The following is a 24,189-nucleotide window of genomic DNA, read 5'->3' as shown; positions in this document are numbered from 1 at the left end:
GTGGCCGACGCGCGACGGCATCGTCGACCGGCGTCTGCGTGTGCGGGACCTCGCGTGAGTGACCTGTGGAAGTCCGACAACTGCTGTGCGTAGGCGTTGAGGTGCAGCGTAGGTGGCCCGGGGTGGCCAAGGGGTGGCCGGACGCCTTTGGACGGTGCGGCACGAGGTACTGGCGCCCTGCACGGCGCAGGTGGTCCGATCAGGCACAACGGCATCCCGCAGCATCAGTCGTCACGAGGCGGCGTGATCCCTCGTGCCCTCGTCATGCTTAGGTCTCGGGTTCGAATCCCGGAGGCGGCTCTGTGAGAGCCAGGACTCACTCGCCGTGACCTGGGGCTTTTGCTCTTTTCGGTGTTCGGTGGGTGAGCGGACCGGCCGGTGAAGGTCGGGCCGCGGACCTGGGGTTTCTTGCTCCTGCTGTCCGGCGATCTTCGGGTGCGCCGCTTTGCCGGGGTCGGCGGGTGGGTACGGCAGTTCACCCGCGCGTGCCGTGCCCCGGACTGGGCGTCGGCGAGGCGACTCAGTCCGCGGGCGGGCGCGAGGGTGCGGAACGAGGCCGTCCGGCAGTGGGGCATCGCCGCGATACCGCCTTGGGTGGGCGGTCGGCGAGAGGCCTGACGTCCCTCCGTGCGACCGCGCGGACTCTACTGCCTGAGGTCGATCATGCGGACCGGCTGCCCCGTCGTGCGAGCAATGGTTTCGAAGTCGCGGTCGAAGTGGAGCAGGGTGAGGCCTGCTTCTTCCGCGGCGGCGGCCACCAGGAGATCGACGGGGCCCGCACTGCGGTGTTCCCCTTTGGTGGTCAGTTGTTCCTGGACGATGCGGGAGCGGCGGTAGATGCCGTCAGGCATGGGGCACCACGCGTAGTGGGCGTCGAGTGCGGCTTTCAGTCGCGCGCGGTCCGCGGCTGAGCGGGCGGAGTAGAGGACCTCGAGTTCCGTGATGTCGCAGATCGCGACGAGGCCGGCGCCGATCCTGTCGTCCCACTCAGTTGTGGTCTGGCGGAGCAGGACGCGGGCGAGGGCGGAGGTGTCGATGAGGTAGTCGGCGACGGTCACGGCCGGTACTGGTTCTTGTCCAGGAGAATGTCGATGTCCAGGGCTCCGTCGGTCACCAGTTGCCGGGCGTCTTCGAGCGCGCGCAGGCGCCGGTAGCGGGCGGTGACCTCGCGCAGGGCGGTGTTGATGGTGTCGCGCTTGGTGGTGGTGCCGAGTTCCTTGGCGGCTTCTTCCAGTGCCTCGTCGTCGAGGTCGATCACGGTGCGGCTCAAGATGGCCTCCTCATGCACACTGCGGCGTATATCAATATACATGATCGATTGTATATTGATGGGCTCGCGCACCCCTGGGTGGTCCGTTTCTCAGATCTGTGGACCTGCAGCGAGCGCGTCGGGAGAGGGGTGTGCGCCAGGTACTTCCCGGTGGGCTCCTTTCGGCGTTCGAACTCCCAGGTGAGGCGGGAGGTCGTCACTTTCAGCATGGTGATCCGGATGTCGACGGCGGTGCCGGAGACCAGGGTGCGTGCCCAGCTCGCCCGGGCCGAGCACCGTGGCCGCGCCGCAGGCGACGCCGACAAGGAACTTGTTGTCCGGCATGACGTACTCCTGGACGTGTGCCTTCAAGGGTCCCGGATCAGTGTCGTGGATCCGGCTCGCCGCCTTGCTCGCGGTGTCGTCCGCCGATCTGCAGGTCGCGTACGGCACAGGCTTCAGCCTCTGGTGCCCCGCTGTCGTTTTTGCGGCGGGCCTGGTCGCCGTGCTGCCCCGCTCCCCGAATCGACCGCCCCAGCCACGCGGTTGGCCGCACTGGAACTCGGCCAGGCCGCGCGTAGACGTTTGACCTGTGACCACTGCCATAGAGGCTCTGCCTCAGCATCCGGGGGAGAGTCTCCGCGCGTTGGAAAGGGAATCCGCTGCGCATGCTTTCGAGACCCTCTCCTCAGCTGGGGAGAGGTCCGTGAAACCGGGTGAGCGCGTCCATCCGGGACGCGTTCTGGACGCAGGTTGGACACAAGGATCGGAAAAGACTGACAAGGGCCGAAAAGGACTGAGGCGCCAAATCCCTTCTGAGCTGGGAAAACGGCCAAGATGAGCAATGATCGACAAGGGTCGCCAAGATCCTCAAAGGACTCATAATCCGTCGGCCGTGGGTTCGAGTCCCACCCGCCCCACTTCCGCAGGTCTCTGACCTGCGGAAACGTTCTTCTTTGGCTGGCGGAGCGTCAACTTCGCCTGAACGGAACCGAATCCGCTGCTCGTGAGTTTGGTGTCCGGCGGTGTTCGGGGGAGCTCCAACCCATCTGACCTGCGACTGAGTAGATCGAGGGTGTCGCTCGCGGTCAGGGCGACTGCTCTTGGGGCCGATGCCAGGACCCAAGGGCCGTACAGGGGCCGGGACGGCGCAGCGGTGTCCAGGCCGACGGTGTCTCCGGGGCTGGTAGAGCCAGGCGGCGACGGCGCCGTAGGCGTAGTGGTGGAACGACAGCATCGTGCCCGCGTTCTCGACGTCGATGGTGCCGTCGGGCTGCATGGCGTCCCACCGCTCCCACATGGTGGTGGCACCGCGGACGACCTGGTAGAGCCGGCCCGGGCATTCCGGGTGAGCAGGAGTCGGTACGCCTCGTCCGTGTGGCCGGTGCCGGTGAGGACGGGCAGCACGAACGGGGTGCCCAGGAACCCGGTGGCGATGCGTCCGTCGCGGGCGCGTACCAGCGCGGCGAGGGCCTCGCCCACCGCGGCCCGCTCGGCGGTGGGCACGATGTCGAACCGGAGGGCGAGGGCGCAGCCGGTCTGGGTGGTGCGGGCATGGTCGCCGCACTTGCGCCAGGCGGTCTCGGCGGTACGCCGGTGCAGGTCCGCGTCTGGTCGGCTCACGCCGCGCTGGTGCGTCTTTGCTGCTGCCTCAGTCGGTGAGCTGCATCTGCATCTGCAGTTGCAGCAGCTCCTCGACGTGCCGGATCTCGACGATCCGACCGTCGACCACCCGCGCGAGATCGATGCCGGAGCAGGTCACGTCACGGCCTGTCGCGGGCAGTCCGAACCAAGGGCCGGTGTGGGTCGCTGTGATCACCCACTGGGAGACGACCCAGCCGTCGTCTGTTTCGGCCTGGTAGACGATTTCGTGGTGAGGGTTGGTGAACCCGTCGCGCATGGCAGCGACCATCCCCTTCATCCCCTCGATCGCCGAGGGAGCCCCTGGAGGCAGGTTGTGGTCGACGAGATCGGGCGAGACCAGGGTGTCCAGCGCATCGATATCGCCCGCGTCGAAGGCGGCGAATACGAGGGTAGGGACATCGCGGGCGGAAGTGGGTTGGCTGTTCATCAGGGGTTTTCCTCTCACCTCGGTGTGCCGGCTTTCGAAGTCGGTCAGGCTGTGGGGTGGGGGTAGAAGGCGTTGATCTCGGCCAGGACGCGGTCGGGTGCTTCGTGGAGGAGGAAGTGTCCGGCGCCGGGGACGTCGGCGGAGGTGGCGTGGGGGGCGGCGTCCTGGAGGGGTGGCAGGACCATGTCGGCGAGGCCGGCCTGGGTGATCATGCGGACCGGGATGGTCAGCGGGGTCTCCTGGAGTTTGGCGTTGTCGGCCTCGTCCTGGGTCTCGGTCCGGTAGAGCTCGAAGCCGGCGTGCAGGACCTGGGGGCGGGAGAACAGCCGGACGAACTCGGCCAGTTCGTCGTCGGACACGTTCTCGCCGGCGGTCTTCATCCCCTGGAAGAAGTGGGTGAGGAAGGTCTCGACCCGGCCGGTGACCAGTTCCTCCGCGAGCGGGTTCTGCTTGTTGAAGGAGAAGTGCCAGAACATCGACTCGATGGTGGCGAACTTCAGGTTCTTGCCGACCAGGCCGTAGTCCATGAGGAACAGCCCGGCCACCTGCTCGCGGTACTGGGCGGCCAGCGGGTAGGCGACGCTGACGCCGAAGTCGTGGGCGACGACCTGTACGTTCTCGCGGTGGCCGAGGTGGTTGAGGAGCTTGTGGATGTACGTGGCCAGGACCGCCTTGGTCCTGGAGGGCGGGTTTCCGGTGGAGTCGCCCATGCCGGGCAGGTCGATGGCGATGACGGTGCGGCCGGGCAGCAGCGAGGGCATGATCTGGCGGTACTCGTACCAGCTCTGCGGCCAGCCGTGCAGCAGCACCATGACCTGCGGGCCGTCGCCGCCGATGACGTAGTGCATCTGTACGTCGTCGATGGTGGTGAAGCCGTGCCGGAAGTGCTTGTTGAACTCGGCGTCGTCCTTGGTCGCCGCGTCGTAGCCGGGGCTGAGCGGCTCCTCCGACTCGACGGCTGCGGCGGTCGTGGAGGCTTTGGTGAAGGCGTTCATGGTGGTGGTACGTCCTTTGTGACAGGGGGTGTCGTCGTGCACGGCGGTGCGGCTGGAGGCCGGTGGACCGCGCCTGCTTGCGGCCGCCCGGGGTGGGCGGTCAGACGGCGATGCCGCCGTCGACGTTCCAGCTGGTGCCAGTGATGAAGTGGGCTTCGGGGCCGGCGAGATAGGCGACGGCGCTGGCGATGTCGGCGGGCTCGGCGAAGTGATCGAGCGGCATGAGCTGCTTCAGGGATTCCGCGTACGGGCCGGAGTCAGGGGTCATGTCCGTAGCAGTGGGGCCGGGCTGCACGTTGTTGACGGTGATGCCGTGCGGACCGAGTTCGCGGGCCAGGCCGCGGGTGAGACCGGCGACGGCGGCCTTGGTCAGGGCGTAGACGGTTGCGCCGGGGAAGGGGACGCGGTCGACGATGACGCTGCCGATGGTGATGATGCGACCGCCCTGGCCGAGGTGGGGAGCGGCGGCCTGCACGGCGCTGAACACGCCCCGGACGTTGACGGCGATCAGCCGGTCGAACTCCTCCAGCGGGAAGTCCTCGATCGGCGCGCCGTGGAAGACGCCGGCGTTGTTGACGAGGATGTCCAGTCCGCCGAAATGCTCCGTGGTCCGGCTGACCGCGGCCCGGACGGCTTCGTGGTCCGCGTTGTCCGCCTGCACGGCCAGGGCGCCCGTCGCCTCGGCCACGGCGTCGGCCTGGTCCTTGGCGCTGGAGTAGGTGAAGGCGACCTGGGCGCCGTCGGCGGTCAGACGGTGCACGATCCCGGCACCGATGCCCCGGGACCCGCCCGTGACCAGGGCGGTCTTGCCGTCGAGAGGCCGTACGCCGGACCGGGTGGTGCCGGGGGCGAGTTGGGTGCCCATAGGGGTCTCCGATTTCTTCAGCACTTCACTTACGAACCGAACCGCTCGGTTACTATATCCATGATGACACTAACCTGAGCAACCACGGGAGTCCTTCCGTGGCGGCGAACTTTTCTCAAGGAGGCTTCGATGCCCAGCACGGGACGGCCCCGGTCCTTCGACACCGACGAGGCGCTGGAGGCGGCGATGCGGGTGTTCTGGGCCGAGGGTTACGAAGGTGCCTCGCTCGCTGCGCTGACCGAGGCCATGGGGATCAACCGGCGCAGCATCTACGCCGCCTTCGGCAACAAGGAGGAGCTGTTCCGCAAGGCCGTCGACCGCTATGTGCAGGGCCCGGGAGCCTTTGTGGCCCCGGCTCTTGAGCTGCCCACCGCCCGGCAGGTGGCCGAGGCGATGCTGCACGGAGGCGTGGAGGCCCACACCGCGCCCGGCTGCCCGCGCGGCTGCCTGCTGGTGCAGTCCGCGCTGGCAGCCGGCCCGGAAAGCGAACCGGTCCGCCGCGACCTGGCCGAACGCCGCGAGGCCGGAGTAGGGGCCCTACGGGCACGTTTCGAAAAAGCCCAGGCCGAGGGCGACTTGCCCCCCACCGCCGACCCGGAAACCCTCGCCCGCTATGTGCACACCGTCGGGCAGGGCCTCGCCGTGCAGGCCGCTGGCGGCGCCAGCCGAGAAGACATGCACCGCGTCGCCGACCAAGCCCTCAGTACGTGGCCGAGCTCGTGATTCGGCAAGTTGAAGATCGTTGCTGAGTCCGGCGATGAGGCCTGCGTCCTCGGCTGATCCGATTGACGCGCTGCGACCCAGGTCCATGCACAGCCCGGTGGACAAAATCGTCTTTTGACGTCAGGGGATGATGCTCCACCCTGGGCCAAGGGGTGGGGCATCATCTCGTCGGAGGAAGGTCCCGCGCTGGGTCGGCCTCTGGTGGACACGATCAAGGGATCTGTGCTGTCGAACCTCAAGGAGCTCCGCCCCGGCTCGGCAGGGGCCACGGAAGTGCGGTTGCTGTTCGTGTTCGACCCGGACCGCCAGGCCGTGATCCTGGTCGGCGGCGACCAGGCGGGCAACTGGTCCGGCTGGTACCGCGTCGCAGTACCACAGGCGGAGCAGGCATACGCGGAGCATCTGAAGCGAATCGATGGAGAGGACGGGGCACGATGACTGATCACCGCAAGGACCCGCAGGCCGTCTCCTGGGGAGACCTGGCCGACGGCTTCGCCTTCATCGATGCCGAAGAGGACCAGATCCAGAAGGGGGCGCAGGTGATGGTCCTGGCCTCCCGTGTGCACCGCCTCGCCGAGTTGCGGAAGCGGCAGCACACTACGCAGGTCCAGGTTGCCGAAGCCATGGGTGTCACCCAGGCCCGCGTCTCGCGCATCGAGAAGGGGCAACTGGAGCGCAGTGAGGTCGACACCCTCGCCGCGTACGTCAAGGCGCTCGGCGGCAAGCTGAAGATCGTCGCTGACTTCGGTGATGAGAGCTACGTACTCGGCTGACCCGATCGACGCGGCTGACCCGATCGACGCGCCGCTACCCAGGTCGAGGCACAGTCCGGTGGGCGGGATCGCCTCGTGACGTCAGGGATGATGCTCCACCCCGGTGGCCTGGGATGGAGCATCATCGCGTCGGTAAGGGACTCCGCTGCGCGAAGGGTTCCAGTCCCTCGGCTGAACAGGGCGGACGCGGCTGCCGCTGTGGTAAGCGTCCACCTCATCGGCCCCCAGGGGCCATTGAGGGGCCACAAGGACAGGAGCAGATCGACAAGCACCGCACAGGGCTGACCCTGATCAGCACGTCTGACCTGCAAGAACGGCGTGAATCGGCAATGATCGGCAAGGGCCGCCAAGATCCCCAAGGGACTCATAATCCGTCGGCCGTGGGTTCGAGTCCCACCCGCCCCACTTCCGCAGGTCTCTGACCTGCGGAAACGTTCCTTTTGGCTGGCGGAGCGTCAACTTCGCCTGAACGGAACCGAATCCGCTGCTCGCGGGTTCGACAGTGTTGCCGCCAAAGAGCGTCCGAACTGCTCTGACCTGCACAGACGTCTCGGCTCGCGGCCGGGGAAGTCGCCGCAGGTGGCCTCTGTGAGTGGCTGGGAAGCCTAATTCGGGAGGCTGGCAGGACGCGGGGAAACGGAAGGGGACGCTCCGTCCGGGCGGAGGCGGTCACCGGCAGGTGGACCTCGGCCATGGTCAGGCTCACTGCCGGGTGTGCTCGTCGCCCTTGCGGTAAAGCACCAGGTGCTCGTGGAAGAGAACGCCGTCGCGGATGTCGCCGGTGGCGGTGAAGCCGGTGTCGTCGACCTAGTCGATGTGGTTGCCCGTGACGGTGTAGCTGCCGGTGTAGGCGCTCTGGCGGCTGCCGCGGGCTTCGTCGTAGCGGCCGTCGGGCAGCAGTTCCTGACGGATGTGTCCGTCGGCGGTGACCCACATCCCGACGTACGGGTGCGGGTCGCGGGGCGTGTCGTTGCTGGTCATGGCTCTACGATCGCCCCGACGACCGGTGGCAACCAGGCCGCCGTCTCCCCAGGTGAGGGCTTCCTGGGTGCCGCGCACCCAGCTTCGCGAGCGACGGGTCTCTTCATGCCGTGCGGCAGCGAAGCGTGCCGTCCTGGGCCTTCCCCATGGCCTCCGCGGTCGTAGGCGCCGGGACGGATCGTGGGTGCCGGACACCTGGGATAACGGCGGCCTGGTTCCGAATCCGCCGCGCGACGAACCTGGTGGTCAGGCAGCCGCCGTAGCTGCCGACCACTCGCCTCGGACCTGCACCGGCACTCATTTCGCGCAGCGGGCACACCGACGAGGCGACTCCACCGAGGAGCACGCAATGAGCATCACCGACACCGGCACCGTGCGCTGGAACCCCGAGGTCCTCGACGAGATCCTCTCGAACGACGAGGGGCGTCCCGTCCTGTTCACCAACGCCCGCATCCTGACGATGGACCCGCTGATCGGGACCATGACCGGCGCCGACCTCCTCTTCGTCGGTTCCCTGGTCGTGGGGGTCGGCCCCGGCATCATCACCGCGGCGGGGGACGACAACGCCATCGTCGTCGACTGCACCGGCTCGACCGTCGCCCCCGCCGTCGTGGACACCGTGGCGCTGGCCGGCGGGCGTGGCCACCGCTCGGAGTACGTCGCGACGCTGACCCCGGGCAACACCCCCGACTTCCTGGTGGTGCCCGACGAACTCGCCGCCGACGTGCCGAGCGCCGTGGCCACCCTCATGACCCGACCGGAGCAGGTGCGCGCACTCGTCGCGGCCGGCCGGCCGGTCCTGTGGTCCGGCGCCGACGTCCCCGGCCGGGCCACCGCCCCCGAGGCGGGCATCCCGGCCGCTGAGGACCTGACCGGCAGCCCGCGCGTCGGCGTCTGGATCGACGGACACGACTTCCTGCACCAGGAGCTCACCCCCGACGGCCGCTACGACGAGACCCGGGGCGGACGCCCGCACGCCTACCAGGGCCGCTACTGGATCGACGGCGACCGCATCGACTACCTGGACGACCTCGGCTTCTGGGCCTACGGGGAGTTCCAGGGCGACGAACTGCACCACGCGGGCTACGTCATGAAGCTCGGCTGACCTTCCCCGGTCAGCGCACTCACGGTTCCCGATCCTGGGTGCGCGTGCGCGACACCTGGGGAAACCGCGGCCTGGCTGCCGCCGCGGGCGCGGCCAAGGGCTGGTGTCCGAGCAGCCCGGCCCCCGGCGACCACCCTCCCAGCCCTCTCCGGCGTACGGCCCACCCTGCCGGCCGTCTCCGGCGCATGGCCCCGTCCTCCCGGCCCTCACCTCCATACGGAAAGAAGACCTCTCATGAACGTCAACGACACCACCAGCGTCGCCGTCCTCGAAGAGCTCCGGCGTCGGCCCGCCGACCGGCGGCGCGTCCTGTTCACCGGCGCGACCGTCGTCACCATGGACCCCGACCTCGGTGTCATCGACGGTGGCGACCTCCTCGTCGAGGGCGACACGATCACCGCCGTCGGCCGCGACCTCGACGCGGCAGATGCCGTGGTCGTCGACGCCACCGGCACGATCCTCACCCCCGGCTTCGTCGACACCCACCGGCACGCCTGGGAGGCCCAGTTGCGCCGGATCATGCCGGACGTCGATGACCTCGGCGGCTACGTCATGACCACCCTGGCCGGCTACGCCACGGTCTACCGGCCCGAGGACATGTACATCGGCACCCGGCTGGCCGCCCTGACCGCGATCGACAGCGGCATCACGACCATGCTCGACTTCTCCCACAACTCCCGTACCCCCGAGCACTCCGACGCAGCCGTCCAGGCCCTCGTCGACACCGGCATCCGCGGCGTGCACGCCTCCATGGGCCCGCACTTCGGCGAGTGGGACCGGCAGTGGCCGGGCGACCTGGCCCGCATCAAGGGCCGGTACTTCAGCAGCGACGACCAGTTGCTCACCCTGCGCCTGGCCACCCTGGCCACCGACGAGATCGCCGGACCGGCCCTCGCCTACGGCCCCGGACTCGCCCGCGTTGCGAAAGAGTTGGGCATCGGGGTGAGCGTGGACGCCGTCTTCGGTACCTCCTCCTCCGAGGCGGTCCTGCGCTGGGCCAAGGACGGCATTCTCAGTCCCGACGTCACCCTCATCCATTCCACCGGGCTGACCTCCGAGGCGTGGAAGGCGATGGGGGAGACCGGCACCACCGTGGCCCTCGCCCCCACGTCCGACGCGCAGATCGGCCTGGAGACCGCGATCCCCGCCGTCGACGAGGCGCTCTCCGTCGGTATCCGCCCCGGACTGAGCATCGACGTCGAAGTCGCCCTGGCCAGCGACATGTTCACGCAGATGCGGGCGCTGCACGCCATCCAGCGGATGCGCGCGGTCAACGCCGTCCACGGCACCGACCAGCAACCCTCCCGCATCACCACCCACGACGTCCTCGACTTCGCCACCCTCCAGGGTGCCCGTACCAACGGTCTGGCCGGCGTCACCGGCTCACTCACGCCGGGCAAGAAGGCCGACCTGCTGGTCATCCAGGCCGAGGACCTCAACAACATGCCGCTCAACGACCCCATCGGCACGATCGTGCTGGGCTCCGACGCCCGCAACATCAGCGCCGTCCTCATCAACGGCGAGCCCCGAAAGTGGGACGGACACGTCCTCGACGTCGACCTGGCCGCCCTGCGCGGCGAGGTGCGTACCTCACGCGAGTACGTGCTGAACACCCCGGCTGTCTGAGCGCCTCAGCCGCCTGATCAACCCGGCCGCCTGGGCACCCCCACCGCCTGGGCACCCCCACCGCCTGGGCAGTCCCCTCCATCGCCCCCGGCCGCTTCTCCTCCTGCGGCCGGGGGCACCCACCCACCGCATCCGGCCAGTGCCATCGGCCGGTCGTGCGGCGCGGACACGTGGGGCGGCGACCGGCCGCCTCTTCCGGAGCTCCCATGTCCCACCTCACTCCCACCACTTCCCTCCGGCACACGACAGCCGCGCCCAGCACCCCGGACCAGCCGCCCTCCTGGGCGCCCGCCGCCCCGACCATCGCCCTGCTGACCGCCCCGGGCGGCTGCGAGCCGCAGCTCGACGTCCACATCGACGCAGCCCTCAACGTCGGCCTGACGCCCGATGAGATCGTCGAGGCGCTGCTGCACTCCGCCGTCTACTGCGGTATGCCCAAGGCACTCAACGCCACCTTCGTCGCCAAGAAGGTCTTCACGGAGCGAGGTCTGCTGCCCGGCGACCTCGGTCAGTAAGGGAGGCTCCCTCAGCGGTCCTGGACCGGCGTCCTCAGCAGGGGACGCCGTACCACCGGCCCTCAGCAAGGCGGCGCCGTCGTGTTCATGGTGCGTGCCCTGCCGGAGTCGCCGTGGTGCTTCGGGTACGTCAAGCGGAGACGGGACACTCCCACAGACCTGCGTACGACCGGCCACATGGCTGGCCCTGGCGTCGGCCGAGGCCCTGCTCGGTGCCCGCGTCAAGGTCGTCGAAGGGGTACCCCCCCACGGCCCACGGGCAGACCCTCGGTTCCGTCGTGTCACCGTCTACTCGGACCAGACCGATGACGAGACCCGAGCAACGTTCCCGGCTCCGGCCCGTCTCCGGGGGGCGGTGAGTGGTGTCCCGTCGCCCAGACGGAACCGACCCTCCGGCGAGGCCCACAACGTTCCCGTTCTCGACTGGAGACTTCCTCAAGGCGGCACCACCTCTGCCGGACTGCTGAGCCTCAGAGGAGTCCCGGCAACCGCGTCCGCCGACGCGTCATGGCGGGGGAGGAACAGCGTTCGGCTGTTCCTCCCCCGCCATGACGGGACGGACTTCAGATGGCCTGGGCGGTCGGCATGATGGTGATCTCGGTGAGGTTGACGTGGCGCGGGACAGCGGCCATGAAGGCAACGGTTTCGGCGATGTCGGCGGACTGCAGACAGTCGATGTCGTGGATGAGGCCGGCCATCAGCTGGGAGGCGTCGGGGTCGGTGACGTGGTCGGGAAGGCCGGGCTGTTGATGGGCTGCGGGCGCCCGAGTGCGATGGCGCCCTGCCGTGCGTCAGGCGGCGTCGTCGTGCGCGGTGGCGGCGGACTTCTCCCGCCACGGGGCGAGGTCGTCCCGCACCTGCTGGTACTTGACGTCGAGCCGCTCCAGGGTGTCGCGCCCGAGGTAGAGGTGAGTGGGCAGCTTCTCGGCGGAGGCGACCTCGACGATGAGGGCGGCGCCCTTGACGGGGTCGCCGAGCTGCGCGTGGTTGGCCTTGTCGATCCAGTCCAGCGTCACGTGCGCGGGGGTGTCGTCGTAGTCGGTGATGCGGTTCGCGGCCACCGAGAGGGAGCTGGCGTCGAGGAAGTCGGTGCGGAAGACGCCCGGTTCGACGACCGTCGACTGGATGCCGAACGGGGCCATCTCGGCGGAGAGCGCCTCGCTGATGCCGGCGACGGCGAACTTCGACGCGCAGTACAGGCTGACACCCGGCTCGCCCTCGAAGCCCGAGCGGGAACCGATGTGCACGAGCTTGCCCGAGCCCTGCCTGCGCATGACGGGCAGCACGGCGCGGGTGACATTGATCAGGCCGAAGACGTTGAGGTCGAACAGCGACCGGGCCTCCGCGTCCGTGATCTCCTCCAGTGCGCCGAGCAGGCCGCGGCCGGCGTTGTTGACCAGGACGTCGATGCCGCCGAACCGCTCCACGGCGGCCTCGACCGCCCGCGGGATGCTGTCGTTGTCGGTGACGTCCAGGGCGACCGCGAAGACCCGGTCGGAGTTCTTCAGATCGGCCGGCACCCGCTCCGGATTCCGTACGGCGACCACGACATTGTTACCGCCTGCCAGGGCGGCGCGGGCGATTTCAGCACCGATTCCGCGGGAAGCACCGGTGACAAACCACGTAGCCATGGGAAAAACCTCTTTCGTCGTTTCCCTTTGTGGGGGATTTCCTGTTGACGAATTCGAGTCTGCCCGTCGGCTACGGCGCTATGAAGGCTGCGATTTTCCTGGGAGTCCTACACCCAGGAAGACGAGACGTACGTCCGGCGAAGTACCGCACGATGAGCGGTGAGCTCCGGTGGGCCGAGGCCGGCAGACGCACCAGGACGCGGGCCGTACGGCGGCCAACCGCACGCCGAGAGGAATGCGCGGTAGCGGCCCGGGTTGGCTCTCCTGGCTCAGGCGCCGTCCGCGGGATTCTGCTGACGGGGCACATCAGGTGCGCTGAGGGAGCCCAGCAGGGCCAGACCGTCCGCGGAGGGGGAGCCCGGCTCCGCCTGCAGGATGACGAGTTGCTGTCCCGGGGCGCTGCGGATGGTGAGGGCCTCGTGCCGCAGCTCCAGGTCTCCCACGACGGAGTGGTACATCTGCTTGACCTCGTAGGGCGGGACCCGGGTGTACTCACGCGCCCACAGGGAGCGGAACTCGCCGCTGCGCACCGACAGTTCGCCGACGAGCTCCAGGATGCGGGCGTCCTCGGGGGTGTTCGCGGCGGTCTGCTGAAGGTCGGAGACCGCGCGATGCCTGGCCCGCTCGGCGTTCCTGTAGAAGGTTTTCGCCGCGGGGTCCAGGAAGAGCATGCGCAGCACGTTGTCGTGCTGCGCGAAGTCACGGTAGAGAGCGTCGGTCAGTGCGTTGGTGGCCAGCAGGTCCTGGGCGTGGCCGATGATGAACGCCGGCGTCCTGGTCCAGCTCTCGATCAGTTGCCGCAGATGCGGCCGGACACGCTCCACCTTGGCGGGGGACTTCGTGCGGCGGCGAGCTGCCGGCTGGGCCAGCCGGAAGAGTTCCCGCGTGTCCTCCTCCCCGAGGCGCAGCACGCGGGCCATGGCGTCCAACACCCGGATCGAGGGGCTGAGTTCACGGCCCTGCTCAAGCCTGCTGTAGTAGCTCAGGCTGACACCCGTCAGCGCCGCGACCTCGTCCCGCCGCAAACCGGGCACCCTTCGGCGACCGGCGCTGGGCAGTCCCGCGTCCGCGGGGCTGAGGCGTCCCCGGCGGGCACGGAGGAACTGACCCAGCCCTTCAACCGAGTCGGAGCGCGTGACGTTGTCCATGCTCCCGAGGCTAGGCGGAAAACGCCTGTAAATGGTCCGCCGATGGTGGGTGCGTTACACCCAGGATCGTGCGCCCACGGGTGGCGCACGGATGTGGCGGACGGATGTGGCGGACGGATGTGACGGACGGATGAGACGGACGGCGAAAAGCCTCCCGACAGCCCGGCGCCTCCGCAAAAACCATGCGAGGCGGGGAAAATCCTGCCCATCAGGTCATGAAGGTACTACGCGTTCAAGATCCGCAGCCTAGTGTCGTAGTGCGGTGACCGGCAGGTCCCGTCGGCTGGAAATCATCTAGTCTTGCCGCATGAGCAATGGGACACCTTTGGGTGATTTCCTCAGAGCCCGACGCGAAGCCCTCAAGCCACAGGACGTCGGTCTGCCCGAATACGGGCGACGCCGGGTACCGGGACTGCGCAGAGAAGAAGTCGCGATGCTCGCCGGAGTCAGCTCCGACTACTACATCAGGCTGGAGCAGGGACGCGAGAACAGCCCCTCCCCGCAGGTTCTCGAAGCCGTGGCCCAAGCACTGAAACTCGATGCGGAAGCCGCCGACCATCTCAACCGCCTCTGCCTCACCGCCTCGCAGCGCCCGCGCGACTGGGGCCGGGCGGACATCAGCCAACAGTTGTTGGAGCTGATGAACGGATGGGAGCACACTCCGGCCTTCGTCGTCGGCCCGGCCCTCGACATCATGGCGGCCAACTCCCTTGCCACGGCCCTCCACAGCGGGTTCGACCAGTTCGACAACCTCGCCCGCATGGTGTTCGTCGACCCGGCAGGGCGCGAGTTCTACCAGGAATGGGAGCGAGCCGCGCACTCCTGTGTCGCCGAACTCAGGGCCGCGTACGGCCATGATCCGGAATCGGCCCGCATCGCCGACGCCGTGGCGGAACTGTCCGCGCAGAGCGAGGAATTCGCCGGAATCTGGAAGATGCACGAGGTCAAGAGCAAGTCCCAGGAAGGCAAGCACCTCAAGCACCCCGAGGTCGGAGACCTGCACATCAAGTTCGCGGCCTTCACGGTCAACGGGGCCCCGCATCAGCAGCTCGTGGTCTATCAGGCCGAACCGGCCGGCCCGACGGCAGCCGCCTTCGAGACGCTGAGGGCCATGGCCGCCGAGCCGAAGCAGGCCCAGGTGGCCGTGCCCGCGGCCGACCTCGCGGCCAAGGACCAGTAGCCGCGAACGGGAGCCGTACGACAGCCGCTTACCGCCTGTCTGGCCGTGGCGCCGGGGGCGTGCTTGCGGACGTTGGTCAGCGCCTCCTGGACCGTGCGATAGGGGGCCCGTTGGGTCGGTGTGCCCACGGTGGGCGGGAGTTCACCCTTCAGCTGTGCGTGGGTGCCGCTCGACTCCACGAGTCTGTGCAGGTCGACCAGGGTGGGCTGAGGAGTCAGCTCGGTGGCCTGGCCGCCGGAGGCGCGCAGCAGCGTGACCATGGTGCGCAGTTCGTCGAGCGTGGTGACGCTCAGCGAACGGATCGTGCGGGCGGCCTCCTTGGCGTCCGCGTCCTTGGCGGCGACCTGCAACGCCCCGGCCCGTACGGCGATCAGGCTGACCTGGTGGGAGACCACGTCGTGCATCTCGCGGGCCAGCTGGGCGCGTTCACGGGCGAGCACGGCCTGCGCGTGCAGGGCCCGCTCGTGCTCCCTGGCCTCCTCGATCTCGACCAGCCGCCGTGCCAAGTCCCGTTGCGCCTGGAGAAGCTGGCCGAAGAGGACCGGGGCCGCGGCAGTCGCCAGGCCGTACACGAAGAAGACCAGTGTCATGGTCCGGTCGGCCTAGGCCAGGGGCCACGGAGTGCTGCTCGCGATGGCGGACAGGGCGACGCACCCCGCGAGGAGAAGGCGGTTGCGGGAGCGTTCGGCCAGAGTGAACAGCGCCACGAGCACATCGACGGCGACATCCTGCATCATCGCGAGAGGCAGGGTGAGCAGGAAGACGCCGAGCGGGAACCCGCGCCGGAAGGCCAACGCGGCACAGCCGAGCATGGCCAGTACGACGCCGGGACACGTGGCGTCCCACATCAGCCATACGTCCACGGCCGCCACCGCCACCAGGGCGATGTCGACGACCGGCGCAGGTACACGCTGCCACTGGACGCGTGCGCGATTCATCGTCCGGCCTCGGGCGGCGGGCGCTCGTCGAGCAGCCCGGCCCGCTGCGCCAGCAACGCGGCCTGCACCCGGCTGGTCACCCGCAGCTTGGTGAGGAGCGCGCTGACGTGGTCCTTGACCGTGCCGGCGCCCAGGTGGATGCGCGCCCCGACGTCGGCGTTCGACAGGCCCTCGGCCACCAGGACGAGGGCGTCACGCTCTCGCGCGGTGAGCAGCCGGACGCGGGTCGCCGCCTCGTCGACGGCCGTCCGGGTGCCCGGGTGGCTGTGCAGCAGCGTCCGCGACGCCTTGGGGGACAGCACGACGCCGCCCGCGGCGAGGGTGCGCACCAGGTGCGCGAGCTGCTCCGGCTCGGTGTCCTTGAGGAGGAAACCGGCCGCGCCGGAGTGCAGCGCGGTCAGGATGTACTCGTCGGCATCGAACGTGGTCAGCATCGCCACCACCGGGGCGTCCGGCATCGTCCGCAGCTCGCGCAGCACGGTGAGCCCGTCGACGTCCGGCATCCGGATGTCCAGCAGCACCACGTCGGGCCGCTCCCGGCGGACGGTCTCCACCGCGAGGCCCCCGCTCGCGGTCGCGACGACCTCGATGTCCTCGGACGCGCCCACGATGAGTTCGAAGCCCGAGCGGACCAGTGCCTCGTCGTCCACCACCACTACCCGGATCACGCGCGCTCCGCCCCGCCTTCATCCATGCCGTCCAACCACCCACAGCCGCCTCGACCCTAAGGCCACACAGAGCCCCTGCGGCCCGACGAGCGGCAGCTCCGGCCACCCGGCGGGGTATCACCCTCCAGTCGGCAGGGACACCGCAGCCTTCTGCCGGATACTCCATGATCGGCCCGGCCTCCAGCCTGAGCGGCATGACACAGCACCCAGGGTCTTCAACTGTCGGGGTTTTTGCTTAGGGATCCTTGTGGATGCTGCATAGCAGAGCGTGTATGGATCTGTGGGTGATTCCCCCCTGCTTCCAGCGATGGTGTGATGTCGTGCCGGTTTGGGGTGGTGGGTGTGTGTGGGGCCGTAGGTTCCTCGGCATGGAACTTCTTCGGTTGGCGGTGGCTGCGCGGCGGGTGGGTGTGCATCCGGGCACGCTGCGGCTATGGGCCAACGAGGGCAGGGTTGCGGTGGTGTGGGTGGGGCGTGAACGGCGCTTCTCCAGTGAGGCGTTGGACGCTCTGACCGGCTGCCCGGATACGGCCGGGCGGCGTGAGGCTCTGTATGTGCGGGTTTCGGGCAGCAGCGGGCAGGGGTCTTCGCTGGCCGCGCAGGAGGCCGAACTGCGGGCAACCGCTTCGGGGGTGGTGGTCGCGGTCTTCAAAGACCGTGCTTCGGGGCTGCGGGAGTCACGGCCGGGGCTTGACCGGCTGGTGAAACGGGCCACGAAGGGGGAGTTCACCCATGTGCGGGTCACGCACGGGGACCGGTTGGCCCGGTTCGGTGCGGGCTGGTTGATCCAGGTTCTGGCCCATCACCGCGTTACGGTCGAGGTGTTGCATTCCAAGGGAGCGGCCGGGGGGATGGAGGAACTGCTGGACGATTTCATGTCGCTGGTGGCCACCTTCGCCGGCCGCATGTACGGGATGCGCTCGCGTGAGGCGCGTCGACGGCTTCTGGACGAAGCCGGGCGCCGCATGAAGCAGCCTGTCCTCGGAGCCGGAGCCGGAGCCGGAGCCGGAGCCGGAGCCGGAGCCGGAGCCGGAGCCGGAGCCGGAGCGGGAGCCGGAGCGGGAGCCGGAGCGGGAGCGGGAGCGGGAGCGGGAGCCGGTGTTGCGGGTGAGGTGCGTGGCTAGGTTGATGGCGACGGCGACATGTACCGCCTTCTCGGGGGTGCTGGAGGCCACGGGTGAGCGGGTCGGGCAGCGGGTGCTGCTGGAACGGGTGGGTTTTCTGGCCGAGTTGAGCCGGGAGCTGACGGGTGCTCTGGTGGCCGCGCGGTGGGACGAGGATTCCTTTGACGTGCTGGCTGCGGGGGTGGACGGGCAGGGTCAGGCGTTGCCGTCCAAGGGCTGGATGGCGCTGCGTCGCTTGAACTGGCCGCAGGATGTTGTGCTCCCGGCGGGGGTGTATGTCCCGGACCGGGTGCGGCGGGGCGCTCAGGAGTACGCCGCGCGCACCCTGCGTCTGGCCCTGCACCGGCGCAGCATCGTGGCCGCCGTCCTGGCCGCCTGGCCCGCCGATCCCCGGCGGCGCACCGTGGCGGAGTGGACGGCCCTGAGGGCGGTACTGCCCGCCGGGGTGACGGGTGCCGAAATCCGCAACCGCACCCGCCAGATCCGCGCCCACGTGGCCGAGCACGGGCAGCTGCCCGCCGGGCTGTGCGCCCTGGAGGGCCCGCCACAGGTGGCCGGCCAGGTACTCCTGGCCGCGATGGACCGCCAGCAGGTCACCCTGACCCGGGTGGATGCGGCCACCGCCCGGCTGCGGGTCAAACTCCCCCTGCGGGCCGCCCCCGCCACGGGGCGTGACTGGGCCTGGCACATGCTCGACATCCGGCTGCCCGGTACCGTCGCGCCTGATGCGGTGCTGCACACCCCGACCCTGCGCCCCACCCCGGCCGGGAGGATCGCCGTCGACCTGCCGCACTCACGGCCCACCCCGGCCACCAAGCCGACCGGGCATCGGGTGGCGGTCGGTTTCGACTGGGGTGTCAACACCCTCCTCACCGGCACACTCGGCCGCCTGGCCGGGAAAGGGCAGACCTCCCGGGTCGTCACCGACGGCCGTCCCCTGGTCTTTGACGCCACGGTGATCAGCACCGCTCTGCACCGGCTGCGCGGTGTGCGCGAGCGTCTCGCGGCCAAGCGCGACCACTACCGGGCGCTGGCCGACGGGCTCGGCTCCCCGCACCTGGCCTGGGGCGGACACCTGGAGCGGGCCCGGGCACTTCAGGCGGAACATGTCCGGGTGTGTGCCCGGATCCGGCAGCTGAACGCCGCGCTGGCCCGGGCGGCGGCCCGCTGGGCCGTCGACCAGGCCGCCGCGCTCGGCGCGAGCGTCATCTACCTGGAGGATCTCGCCACCCTGGAAGCCCGCGGCCACCGCAAGGGCAACGCCCGCCTGTCCGGGCAGGTCCGCGGCGCTGTCGCCGAGGCGATCCGGCACCTGGGCGCGAAGGCCGGGATCGCGGTGGTCACCGTTCCCGCCCGGGGCACGTCCAAACTCTGCCCCGGCTGCCTGACCACACTCACCCACCACCCGGCCCCCGACCGACTCGGTGAGCGGGGCTGGAAGTGGGCGCACTGCACCGGGTGCGGGCTGTCCATGGACCGCGACCACGCCGCCGCCCGACGCATCGTCTCCCGCGGCCTGCTCGCCCAAACCCACACCACCACCGACCGCACCACAGGCACCCGGACCATCCGCACCACCATCGAGGGCACCGTGACCATGGTCCGGCGTCCGAAGAAGACCACCCGCCGCCTGCGCCGACAGCGCCACGCGCAAACGGCCCCGCCCCGCCCGCGCGGGCCGAAAACCACCCCGGGCAAGGGACGCCCCACCCCTGCCAGGCCGAGCCCTCGCCACGCTGCCACAGGCCCCGGCCCCGGCCACACGACTTCCCGCCGTACGCCCGATGTGCGTACGGTCCCCGCCACCACCCCCACCCCGGGGGCAGTCCAGCGTCCGGCGGGGCATGACACCACGACACCAGCCGCCACACCCGGGCTGGTGCCAGGTCATGGAGTACCCGCACCCCACCGAACCGAGGAAGACCTTCCACGATCCGGCCGGGTGCGGCTCTCACGCAGAACCTGTCGACGACGCACCCGCGCCGCCCAGCGGACCGGCTTCCACCACCTGCACGCCACCGAAGTCCACCCCCTCACCCCGAGGTTCGGACCACCGGACGGCAACCGCACACGGCCACGCCGCGCCCGAAAAGCCTGGAAACCACAGGCACACACAGAGTTCTAGAGACGCTCCCCGCTGCTCCCGGCCGACGCACCGTCCCCTGAACGCGAGCGCGGTGAGCCCACGACCGGCGCGCCCGGCGTGGGCCGACTGATCGGGGTGGACCTGGCCCGCGGCCTGGCCGTCTTCGGTATGTACGCGGTCCATGTGGGCCCCGCCCCGAGCCAGGACGGTGCCATCGGCTTCCTGATGGAGCTGGCCCAAGGCCGCTCCTCCGCGCTGTTCGCCGTCCTGGCCGGCTTCGCGGTCGCCCTCATCACCGGGCGCCGCACACCGAAGACCGGCCTGGCCGGCCGCCAGGCCGTCGCCAAGGTCGTCATCCGGGCCGTGACACTGATGGCCCTCGGCACCGCCCTGACCATGACCGGCACCCCGGTCGTGCCGATCCTCGCCTTCTACGGACTGTTCTTCCTGCTCGTGCCGCCGCTGCACCGGCTGGGTGCCGAGCCGCCGGCGATGATCGCCGCGGGCCGGGCCCTTGTGGGCCCCCAGTTGCTGTACGTGCTCAAGCCGGTGGTCGGCGGGCGTGTGGTCAGTTCGCCGCGTACGGTGCAGCGGGGGCGAAGTCCGTTGCCACGAGGGCCGTCGACGCGCTGCCGTAGCGTCGGGGGCTCCACTCCACGAGGTTCAGTTCGCCGTACGTCCGCCGGTCGGTGAAGTATTCGCCGCGCAGGCCTTCGCCGGGCACGCCGCCGATCCACAGCTCCGCCACCCCGCGGTGCCGCTGGCTGCGCTGACGAGCTGCGGGCCGGGGCTGGTTGATGAACTGCCAACGCAGGCACCATCGTCCGTCGTCCCCGCGCAGCAGCGAGGCATGGGTGGAGGTGGACACCGAGTCCGCGGTGAAGAGGGACACGCTGACGCGTGATGCGCTCTGCACCACGTGCAGGACGGCGGGGATCGGGGGCACCGGAGTGCCGTCCTCACAGACGACGGAGGTGATCACCTCGCCCCGCCACGTGCCGTGCAGGAGCGGGCTCCCGGTGAACCGGCGTACGAGCTTCCACTGCCACAGAGACCTCTCGTACGCCAGGGCCGCGATGGCCACCGTGGTCCCAGCCGCCGAGAAGAGCCGCAGCGGCGTCGGGGACAGCGCCTCGCCGGTGAGCAGGGCGAGGGCGAGCCACACCAGGCAGACGATCCCGACGGTGACCTGCTGCCGTATGTCCTTCATGGCCGTCGCCGCCCCGCGCCTCGTACGTGGTCCGCCGGGATCGGGAACGCCGTGCGGAACACGAACCCGCGCGGATCGTCGGCGTCCCTGGCCAGCACCACGCGGACGCCGGTCACGGCGGTGCCGTCCGTGTGGTCGCGGCTGCGGGCCCAGCGGCCGGTCGTCCTGCCCAGGTCGGCGTCGCAGACGAAGGGGCGCGGGTCGTCGCCGACCACCCAGGCGACCATGTCGCCGGCCGAGTCGTACAGGGTGTCGTTGACGGCGTCGGCTGCCTGCCCGGGGGTGTCGAAGGAGGACGCGCCCGCCTCCGAGTCGTACGAATCGAACTCGCGCAGTTCGTCGAGGGAGCACCCCACGTGCTTGTCGATCGCGTGCCCGACGTCGCGCAGTTCCTCGCGGTACAGGTCGCTCAGCACGTCGACGCCGGAGGGCGGCAACCGGTCGGACAGTTCGCGGTACTCCGCGTCCCGGTCCTGGAAGTCGGCGACCCGTCCCCGTTCCCGGTGGTGGTCGGGGTGCAGGTCCTGGTGGTCGTCGAGGGTCCGGCGCAGCATCTCCTGGTGGTCCCGCTCGTCCTCGGGTGTGTCGTGGAGGATCACAGTGCGCCTTTCGTCCGTGCCGCCTGTTTGCGTACGACCGCCGTCAGATCGGACTGCCGGCCCTGAGAAGTCAGGCCCGGGAGCGGCCTGTCGAGGTCCACGTGGACCAGCGCGCAGTACGTGTCGGCCGCGTGGCCGGCGCACGCGCGGGCCATGGACTGGGCGAGGTCGCCAAGGGCCGGGATACGGCGCTCCTCGCCGTGCGGCGCCCGGTGTGCCTCGGCGCGTTCCTCCCGGCGCCGGGCGAAGGCGAGGGCCCGCCCGCGTTCCCTGCGCCGCGGTGCGCAGCCGTCCCGGCAGATGTCGCGGGAGCACAGCTCGTACGGCAGCAGCCGGGCCAGGGCGCGGGTCGGCACCGCCATGTGCCGTACGACGGCGTTGTCGTCGACGACGCGCGCGGTGTCCACCGCCGGGTCGGGCCGGATCCCGGCCAGCAGGGGGTCGGAGGTGCGGGGTGTGGTGACGAGGGCCTGGCCACGCCGGAGGGTGGCCGCGGTCTGCGCGGAGCGGGGGCCGGCGCCCATGTCGTCGAGCATGGCCTGGCGGCTCTGCGCGCTGCGCAGCGCGTGCATGATCTTGACACCGGTGAGGGCGGTGGCGGCCTCGTCCAGGCGCTCCGGCACCTGGTCGACGAGGACGAAGCCCTGTCCGAAGGAGCTGAGCTCGGCGAGGGCGTTGGCGAGAGCGGACACCGCCTGCGCCGACCTGCGTTCGGGGCCGCCGGTCGGACGGCCGAAGACACGGTGGGCCTCCTCCAACACGATGATGTGGCGCAGCCGGCGGTTCTGGCTGCCGCGCAGCCGGGCGAAGGCGGACAGCTGGGAGATCAGGAAGCCGAGCGTCATGTCGATCGCGGCGGGGTCGGCCATGGAGGCCAGTTCCAGCACGGCGGGCCGGTCGAGGAGTCCGGCCCAGTCGGTCTGCTCCACGGTGTCGAACATGTAGCCGTGCTCGCCGCCGAGCAGGGCCCGGACGCGGGTGGCGAGGGCCGGGAAGACGTTGAGGGCCTGACCGCGGTAGGCGCTGTCCTCCTGGAGCGTGTCGAGGACGGGAAGCAGCGCGCGCAGGGTCGGGACGGGGCCGGGCAGGGTGCGCCCGCCGTCCCAGCCGGCCCGGACGTAGGTCTCCTCCAGGGCCTGTTCGAGAATCAGCGGCAGTGCGCTGTCCATGTCGGGCACCACGGCGCGGAAGACGGCCATCAGCGACGAGATGTGCGCGTGGATGGTGGTGCCCGGGGGCGGCTGGAGCGGGTTGAACCGCCAGGGCGCGCGCTCGGAGTCGCCGAGCGTGTGGATGCGCAGCGCCTCCATGCCGGGCACCGCGAGCATGCCGCGGTGCTCCGTCTTGACGGGTTCGACGACCAGCCAGGGCACCTGGTGGTCCCGCCACAGCTGGACGAGAAGGCTCTGCAAGGTGGTCGACTTGCCGGTGTTGGGGGCGCCGACGATCAGGCCGTGGCTGACCAGGTCGTCGAGCGGGAGGTGGAGGGGGGCCTCGGGGCCGCCGCTGATCCGGTTGCCCAGGGCGAGCACGGGCCTGCCCGGATCGGCCGCGGGCGCCGGGGCGACCTGGTCCAGCGCGGGCGACGACGCCTCCAGACCGGGGCAGCCGTCGGGACCGGGCACCGGGAGGACGAGCATCGAGGCGGCCTCCTCGGGCCCGAACAAATAGGGTACTCGGCGTATGGACTCGGGCGCCCGGGGCAGCTGCCAGACCGGGTGGCCGCCCCAGGGCGCGATCGATCCGCCTGCCAGGCACTGGGCGGCCAGCCGGAGTTCCGCACCGTCGCCGGGCCGGACGATGCTCACGCCGCCGGTCATCCCGCGTTCAGCCACCTCGTACGACGATCCGACGGCGGCCGCGAGCGTGGCGGCGACCGTTTCGGTGGTCACCCGGTCGCCGACGACCGTGGCCCGCGAGAGGACCTTGGCCGAGTTGTCACCGAAGCGGCGCCAGGCCTCAAGGGCGCGGCGGGCGTTGTCGTCGGGCGGCAGTTCCACCGGCCCGAGGTAGTCCTGCACGGTCCGGGTGGCGGCCTCGTACTCCAGGCCGGAGCAGAGGTGACCGTAGGCGTCGCTCTCCAGGGGAGTCAGCGCGGTCGGCAGGAACACCAGGCTCACCAGGACGGGGGACGGGGTGTGCAGCAGGGCACGAAGGAACGGGTCCCAGGCGGAGCCGTCGCCGTGCAGCCGCCCGGGCACGTAGTAGTACTCGGCGGCGGAGTAGTCGGCCAGGGCGGGAGCGACGACCTCCTCGTGCCGGCGGACCTCGGCACAGGTCTCCGCGCCCGTGGGGACGACGAGGTCCGCCGGGTCGGCCGGTTCCACAACGAACCCCGGGGGCAGCAGCCGCGCCGCCGCGCCCAGCAGCTGCTGGGCGGACACGTCGGCGTCGAACGGCGTGCTGCCCTCGGCGCGGGCGATGAGGTGGCAGTCGATTCCCTGGGGGCGGGCGGCGGCGGGCGCGGTGTAGCGGACCTCCAGGGCGGCGCGGTTCGCCCAGCCCCGCAGGGCCTGCACGATTCGGGTGGACACGGCGCGCATCGCCGCGCCGCTCTCTGCGGGACCGGCCGTCTCGGGCGCGCGGGGGCCCGAGACGATCCGGGCTGCCGCAGTGGCCCAGCAGACCGGCCTGGCGAAGAAGTCGGTGTCGGCCCAGATCACGGCCGTGTCATGGCGGACGTCCGGGGGCCACTGCACGTG

General features: G+C 70.3%; 20 protein-coding genes and 5 pseudogenes. 10 read left to right on the top strand and 15 right to left on the bottom strand.

The features are described from left to right. Positions 1–644: 644 nt before the first annotated feature. The 6 genes and pseudogenes from OG202_RS16345 to OG202_RS16320 form a co-directional block, all read right to left on the bottom strand. Entirely contained in the window at positions 645–1,058 is a 414-nt protein-coding gene (locus OG202_RS16345; RefSeq protein WP_327729832.1) for a PIN domain nuclease, read from the bottom strand. Next, the gene (locus OG202_RS16340) at positions 1,055–1,270 is read right to left on the bottom strand and encodes a type II toxin-antitoxin system VapB family antitoxin (RefSeq protein ID WP_020115394.1); all 216 of its coding nucleotides are present in this window, start codon (positions 1,268–1,270) and stop codon (positions 1,055–1,057) included. Before OG202_RS16340 ends, OG202_RS16345 begins: the two co-directional genes overlap by 4 nt. A gap of 667 nt (positions 1,271–1,937) precedes the next feature. After that, positions 1,938–2,872: pseudogene (locus tag OG202_RS16335) on the bottom strand (alpha-L-rhamnosidase-related protein). A gap of 28 nt (positions 2,873–2,900) precedes the next feature. Beyond that, a complete protein-coding gene (locus tag OG202_RS16330) occupies positions 2,901–3,320 on the bottom strand; it encodes an ester cyclase (RefSeq protein ID WP_327729833.1) in 420 nt (139 codons plus the stop codon). 44 nt (positions 3,321–3,364) lie between these two features. Further along, entirely contained in the window at positions 3,365–4,315 is a 951-nt protein-coding gene (locus OG202_RS16325) for an alpha/beta fold hydrolase (RefSeq protein WP_327729834.1), read from the bottom strand. 100 nt (positions 4,316–4,415) lie between these two features. After that, entirely contained in the window at positions 4,416–5,180 is a 765-nt protein-coding gene (locus tag OG202_RS16320; protein WP_327729835.1) for a 3-oxoacyl-ACP reductase family protein, read from the bottom strand. A gap of 129 nt (positions 5,181–5,309) precedes the next feature. Between OG202_RS16320 and OG202_RS16315 the strand changes: the two genes are divergently transcribed. From OG202_RS16315 to OG202_RS16305, 3 genes are all read left to right on the top strand, one after another. Continuing rightward, the gene (locus tag OG202_RS16315; protein WP_327729836.1) at positions 5,310–5,903 is read left to right on the top strand and encodes a TetR/AcrR family transcriptional regulator; all 594 of its coding nucleotides are present in this window, start codon (positions 5,310–5,312) and stop codon (positions 5,901–5,903) included. A gap of 114 nt (positions 5,904–6,017) precedes the next feature. Further along, positions 6,018–6,341, top strand: coding sequence for a type II toxin-antitoxin system RelE/ParE family toxin (locus OG202_RS16310; RefSeq protein WP_443052248.1), 324 nt, complete (start codon positions 6,018–6,020; stop codon positions 6,339–6,341). Then, positions 6,338–6,676: a helix-turn-helix domain-containing protein gene (locus OG202_RS16305; protein ID WP_327729837.1), complete on the top strand. Its 339-nt coding sequence runs from the start codon at positions 6,338–6,340 to the stop codon at positions 6,674–6,676. Before OG202_RS16310 ends, OG202_RS16305 begins: the two co-directional genes overlap by 4 nt. A gap of 702 nt (positions 6,677–7,378) precedes the next feature. Here OG202_RS16305 and OG202_RS16300 read toward each other — a convergent pair. After that, a pseudogene (locus OG202_RS16300) lies at positions 7,379–7,657 on the bottom strand (Atu4866 domain-containing protein). 349 nt (positions 7,658–8,006) lie between these two features. On the opposite strand from OG202_RS16300, the gene OG202_RS16295 reads away from it, so the two are divergent. The 3 genes and pseudogenes from OG202_RS16295 to OG202_RS16285 form a co-directional block, all read left to right on the top strand. After that, positions 8,007–8,762 carry an Atu4866 domain-containing protein gene (locus OG202_RS16295; RefSeq protein WP_326582975.1) on the top strand — a complete coding sequence of 252 codons (756 nt, stop codon included), beginning with the start codon at positions 8,007–8,009 and terminating at the stop codon, positions 8,760–8,762. Between the two features lie 234 nt (positions 8,763–8,996). Beyond that, entirely contained in the window at positions 8,997–10,388 is a 1,392-nt protein-coding gene (locus OG202_RS16290) for an amidohydrolase family protein (protein WP_328222995.1), read from the top strand. A gap of 299 nt (positions 10,389–10,687) precedes the next feature. Further along, positions 10,688–10,903: pseudogene (locus tag OG202_RS16285) on the top strand (carboxymuconolactone decarboxylase family protein); the annotation flags it as partial. 563 nt (positions 10,904–11,466) lie between these two features. Here OG202_RS16285 and OG202_RS16280 read toward each other — a convergent pair. The 3 genes from OG202_RS16280 to OG202_RS16270 form a co-directional block, all read right to left on the bottom strand. Next, positions 11,467–11,601 (bottom strand): hypothetical protein, encoded by a 135-nt coding sequence (locus OG202_RS16280; RefSeq protein WP_327729839.1) that lies wholly within the window; start codon positions 11,599–11,601, stop codon positions 11,467–11,469. Between the two features lie 93 nt (positions 11,602–11,694). Beyond that, positions 11,695–12,534 carry an SDR family NAD(P)-dependent oxidoreductase gene (locus OG202_RS16275; RefSeq protein WP_326582976.1) on the bottom strand — a complete coding sequence of 280 codons (840 nt, stop codon included), beginning with the start codon at positions 12,532–12,534 and terminating at the stop codon, positions 11,695–11,697. A 269-nt stretch (positions 12,535–12,803) separates the two neighbouring features. Then, positions 12,804–13,682, bottom strand: a complete 879-nt coding sequence (locus OG202_RS16270) for a helix-turn-helix transcriptional regulator (protein WP_328222994.1) — start codon at positions 13,680–13,682, stop codon at positions 12,804–12,806. A gap of 307 nt (positions 13,683–13,989) precedes the next feature. On the opposite strand from OG202_RS16270, the gene OG202_RS16265 reads away from it, so the two are divergent. Continuing rightward, positions 13,990–14,862 (top strand): helix-turn-helix transcriptional regulator, encoded by an 873-nt coding sequence (locus tag OG202_RS16265; RefSeq protein WP_327729841.1) that lies wholly within the window; start codon positions 13,990–13,992, stop codon positions 14,860–14,862. A 38-nt stretch (positions 14,863–14,900) separates the two neighbouring features. Here the strand turns inward: OG202_RS16265 and OG202_RS16260 are convergent. Both OG202_RS16260 and OG202_RS16255 read right to left on the bottom strand, forming a co-directional pair. After that, positions 14,901–15,800, bottom strand: a pseudogene (locus tag OG202_RS16260) (sensor histidine kinase); the annotation flags it as partial. Then, positions 15,797–16,456 (bottom strand): response regulator transcription factor, encoded by a 660-nt coding sequence (locus OG202_RS16255; RefSeq protein ID WP_327732263.1) that lies wholly within the window; start codon positions 16,454–16,456, stop codon positions 15,797–15,799. The pseudogene OG202_RS16260 and the gene OG202_RS16255, both read right to left, overlap by 4 nt. A 380-nt stretch (positions 16,457–16,836) precedes the next feature. Here OG202_RS16255 and OG202_RS16250 point away from each other — a divergent pair, with 380 nt between their 5' ends. The 3 genes and pseudogenes from OG202_RS16250 to OG202_RS16240 form a co-directional block, all read left to right on the top strand. Then, positions 16,837–17,592, top strand: a complete 756-nt coding sequence (locus OG202_RS16250) for an IS607 family transposase (RefSeq protein WP_328222993.1) — start codon at positions 16,837–16,839, stop codon at positions 17,590–17,592. Positions 17,593–17,596: 4 nt separating this feature from the next. After that, positions 17,597–19,717, top strand: coding sequence for a zinc ribbon domain-containing protein (locus tag OG202_RS16245; protein WP_328222992.1), 2,121 nt, complete (start codon positions 17,597–17,599; stop codon positions 19,715–19,717). A 12-nt stretch (positions 19,718–19,729) separates the two neighbouring features. Beyond that, a pseudogene (locus OG202_RS16240) lies at positions 19,730–20,242 on the top strand (heparan-alpha-glucosaminide N-acetyltransferase domain-containing protein); the annotation flags it as partial. Between the two features lie 4 nt (positions 20,243–20,246). Here the strand turns inward: OG202_RS16240 and OG202_RS16235 are convergent. From OG202_RS16235 to OG202_RS16225, 3 genes are read right to left on the bottom strand one after another with little or no spacing between them, the layout of a single operon-like run. Then, positions 20,247–20,888 (bottom strand): hypothetical protein, encoded by a 642-nt coding sequence (locus OG202_RS16235; RefSeq protein ID WP_326582981.1) that lies wholly within the window; start codon positions 20,886–20,888, stop codon positions 20,247–20,249. Beyond that, positions 20,885–21,487 (bottom strand): RNase A-like domain-containing protein, encoded by a 603-nt coding sequence (locus tag OG202_RS16230; protein ID WP_326582982.1) that lies wholly within the window; start codon positions 21,485–21,487, stop codon positions 20,885–20,887. Before OG202_RS16230 ends, OG202_RS16235 begins: the two co-directional genes overlap by 4 nt. Further along, entirely contained in the window at positions 21,484–24,186 is a 2,703-nt protein-coding gene (locus OG202_RS16225; RefSeq protein ID WP_328222991.1) for an ATP-binding protein, read from the bottom strand. Before OG202_RS16225 ends, OG202_RS16230 begins: the two co-directional genes overlap by 4 nt. Positions 24,187–24,189 lie beyond the last annotated feature (3 nt).

The organism is Streptomyces sp. NBC_00310, assembly GCF_036208085.1.
GTDB lineage: Bacteria > Actinomycetota > Actinomycetes > Streptomycetales > Streptomycetaceae > Streptomyces.
The sequence above is the reverse complement of the archived record's forward strand: the minus strand, read 5'-3'. Positions and strand labels throughout refer to the sequence as shown.